Raw genomic sequence first — 3220 nt, 5'->3', positions numbered from 1 at the left:
CTTCGTAGACTGACTCATCGCCACTGTTTGACCACAACGAACGAAGTGAGTGGCGGGAGTTTGGCGATGCACCCCCGAAGCCGAGCTTCTTCGTGGAGTCGGCGCCCCCTGGGGCGACGACCGCCTCGGCATGAGCCCCCAGCCCATTCCCTCACCCGCCGCGCCGCGCCGTACCAAGACCACCGAACGATATGAACGCGACAGCCATCGAGTTCGACGAGGTCATCGCCGGCTACGGCGAGTTCATGATCCTGAACAAGCTCAGCCTGCAGGCCCGCAAAGGCAAGATCACGCTGCTGCTCGGCCCCAACGGCGCCGGCAAATCGACGGTGCTGAAGACACTGTTCGGCCTGCTGAAAGTGCGCCAGGGCCGCATCCGGCTCGATGGCAACGACATCACCGGCACCGGTCCCAAGGACCTGCTGCTCCAGCACGGCATCGCCTTCGTGCCGCAGGGCCGCAACCTGTTCGGCCAGCTCACCGTGTGGCAGAACCTCGAGCTCGGCGGCATCACGCTCGGCACGAAGACCACGCATGCGCGCATCCCCGAGGTGCTGGCCCGCTTCCCCCGCGTGCAGCAGCGCCTCCACAGCCAGGCCTCTGCCCTGTCCGGCGGCGAGCAGAAGCAGCTGGAGATCGCCCGCGCCCTGCTGCTGCGCCCGCGCGTGCTGCTGATCGACGAGCCATCGATCGGGCTCTCGCCGATCGTCGTGGCCGACGTGTTCATGCTGCTGCGCGAGCTCGCCGCCCAAGGCACCACCGTGCTGATGGTCGAGCAGAACGTGAAGAGCGCCCTGAAAGTGGCCGACGAGGCGATCGCGCTCGAATCCGGCCGCCAGGTGCTGCACCGCCCGGCAAGCGAACTGCTCGCCGATCCGCACATCGAGCGGCTGTTTCTCGGCGGCGCCCACGCGATCGGCACCACCGCCGCCGTCGCCTGACACCAGGAGGATTCGATGGACACCACCGCACAACGCGAAGGCGTCGGCCTGCCGGCCAACCCGCTCGGCATGGAAGGCATCGAGTTCATCGAGTACGCCACCACCCGGCCGCAGGCGCTCGGGCAGGTGCTGGAATCGATGGGATTCCACCCGGTCGCCCGGCACCGCTCGCGCGAGGTGCTGCTGTACCGCCAGGGCGGCATGAACGTCATCGTCAATGCGCATGCGCCGGAGACCGCCGGGCTGCAAGGCGAGAACCCGGCACCGGTCATCGCGGCGATCGCGCTGCGCGTGCGCGATGCGGCCAGCGCGCTGCAGCAGGCGCTGGAGCGCGGCGCCTGGGCCGTGCCGACGCAGGTGGCGGTGATGGAGCTCAACATCCCGGCGATCCACGGCGTGGGCAGCAGCCGCATCTACTTCGTCGACCGCCACCGCGAGTTCTCGATCTACGACGTGGACTTCGTGCCGATCCCCGGCGTCGACCCGCATCCGCCGGCACTGACCGGGCTGCACTTCTTCGGCGCGGTGCAGTACATCGGCGTCGACCGCTACGAGGACTGGATCGCGTTCTACGCCGAGCTGTTCGGCTTTCGCCCGCTGTCCGATGCGCTGCGCTTCGGCATCCTGCCCAAGGGCCACGTGCTGCGCAGCCCGTGCGGCAGCTTCTACCTGCAGCTGATCGAGCCCGAGGCCGAGTCGTTCGACGTCGACGGCGCGGAGTACCTGGCCCGCATCGGCCTCGGTGCACCCGATGTGCCGGCCAGCGTGGCGGCATTGCGTGCCCGTGGCGTGCTGTTCAACGAGACGCCCGCCGCCGCACCGGGACCGCGCGGCGCGCTGACGCGCAGCGAGCTCGGCAGCGTGAGCTTCGAGCTGGTGCACGACCGGCCCGGCGACGCGCCGTGAGGAGACGACGATGAGCCAGTTCACCGGCAACGTCGACGACTTCGGCATGGACACCATTTCGCTGGCCGGCAGCCTGCCCGACAAGCTGCAAGCCATGAAGGCCGCGGGCTTCACCCAGGTGATGCTGTCGGCACGCGACCTCGTCGGCCACCCGGCCGGCGTCGACGCCGCGGTGCAGGCGGTGCGCGACAGCGGGCTGCGCGTCACCGGCTTCCAGGTGCTGCGCGACTTCGAGGGCCTGCCCGGCGGCCTGCGCGAGTACAAGATCGACATCGCGCGCTCGATGATGGCGCTGTGCGCGGCGGTCGGCTCGCGCGTGCTGCTGGTGTGCTCGTCGACCTCGACGCATGCGAGCAGCGACCTCGACGACATCGCGCGCGACCTGCGCCGGCTCGCGGTGATGGCGGTGCCGTTCGGCATCCGCATCGCGTTCGAGGCGCTGTCATGGGGGCGCACGATCAACGAGTTCCCGGTCGCGTGGGACGTGGTCTGCCGCGCCGACATGCCCAACCTCGGACTGGCGCTCGACTCGTTCCACGCGTTCGCGATGCAGACCTCGCTGGACTCGCTGGACGAGGTCGATCCGCAGCGGATCTTCCTGGTGCAGCTCGCCGACTTCATGTGGAACGAGATCCGCTCGGTCGAAGAGCGCATCGACACCGCGCGCCACTTCCGCGTGTTCCCCGGCGAAGGTGCGCACAGCCGGCAGGCCGCCGAGATGGTGCTGCGGCTGGACCGGCTGGGCTACCGTGGCGACTACAGCTTCGAGGTGTTCAATGACGACTACCAGCAGATGCCGCTGCCGATGGTGGCGGCACGCGCCGCGCGCTCGGCGGCGTGGCTGGGGGAGACAGTGCTGAAGCGGTCGGTGCCGTTGCCGGGGGCGCTTCGGCTCAGAACGACACGCCCACGAACGCCCTGACCCCGTGCCCACGGGACGACCGCGCCGCGCCAGATAACGGTCGGCAGGAATGCCGATTGCTTGCTGCCGGCAAGCACAACGTGGCATTGAACGTGACGCCGGAGCCTTGCAGTTCTGACACGTCTCTCTGCCTTCATCGGCAATCGGGTCGGCAGGTTTTCCCGAGGAGGGCATCCGGGCCGCCTCGGTGACTGCGTTCCACGCACGGGAGAGTGTGATGAAGACATCCGCATTGTTCGCCTTGCTGATCTCGACGGGCATGGCCGCCACGGTCCAGGCCCACGAGTCCTCCGCCGAGTTCCAGCTCGATCCCATCGTCGGCCTGTCGGGCAGCGGGGCTTCGCTGCCGGGCACGGTCGGCCAGTGGCTCACGCCGAATTCCTACAGCGGCTCCACCACCGTCAGGTACACCTGGGCCGACGGGAGCMTGTCGTGGAACCAGGACACCTAC

4 protein-coding genes are annotated in these 3220 nt (G+C 68.8%); all 4 read left to right on the top strand.

Features of this window, described 5'->3' with window-relative positions:
• Nucleotides 1-191: 191 nt before the first annotated feature.
• Complete coding sequence (locus AC1D01_RS26880) at nt 192-941, top strand: ABC transporter ATP-binding protein (protein WP_477871815.1); 750 nt, start codon at nt 192-194, stop codon at nt 939-941.
• A gap of 15 nt (nt 942-956) precedes the next feature.
• The gene (locus AC1D01_RS26875) at nt 957-1847 is read left to right on the top strand and encodes a VOC family protein (RefSeq protein WP_477871813.1); all 891 of its coding nucleotides are present in this window, start codon (nt 957-959) and stop codon (nt 1845-1847) included.
• A gap of 10 nt (nt 1848-1857) precedes the next feature.
• The gene (locus tag AC1D01_RS26870; protein ID WP_477871811.1) at nt 1858-2769 is read left to right on the top strand and encodes a sugar phosphate isomerase/epimerase family protein; all 912 of its coding nucleotides are present in this window, start codon (nt 1858-1860) and stop codon (nt 2767-2769) included.
• A 217-nt stretch (nt 2770-2986) separates the two neighbouring features.
• The coding region (locus tag AC1D01_RS26865) for a hypothetical protein (protein ID WP_477871809.1) at nt 2987-3220 on the top strand (234 nt) is incomplete at its 3' end.

The sequence above is a fragment of the Rhizobacter sp. P3_B12 genome (genome assembly GCF_056402895.1).
The sequence above is the reverse complement of the archived record's forward strand: the minus strand, read 5'-3'. Positions and strand labels throughout refer to the sequence as shown.

Excerpts from the sequence above, each read along its gene's own strand:
- AC1D01_RS26880 (WP_477871815.1), top strand. The coding sequence starts at position 192 with ATGAACGCGACAGCCATCGAGTTCGACGAGGTCATCGCCGGCTACGGC.
- AC1D01_RS26875 (WP_477871813.1), top strand. The coding sequence starts at position 957 with ATGGACACCACCGCACAACGCGAAGGCGTCGGCCTGCCGGCCAACCCG.
- AC1D01_RS26870 (WP_477871811.1), top strand. The coding sequence starts at position 1,858 with ATGAGCCAGTTCACCGGCAACGTCGACGACTTCGGCATGGACACCATT.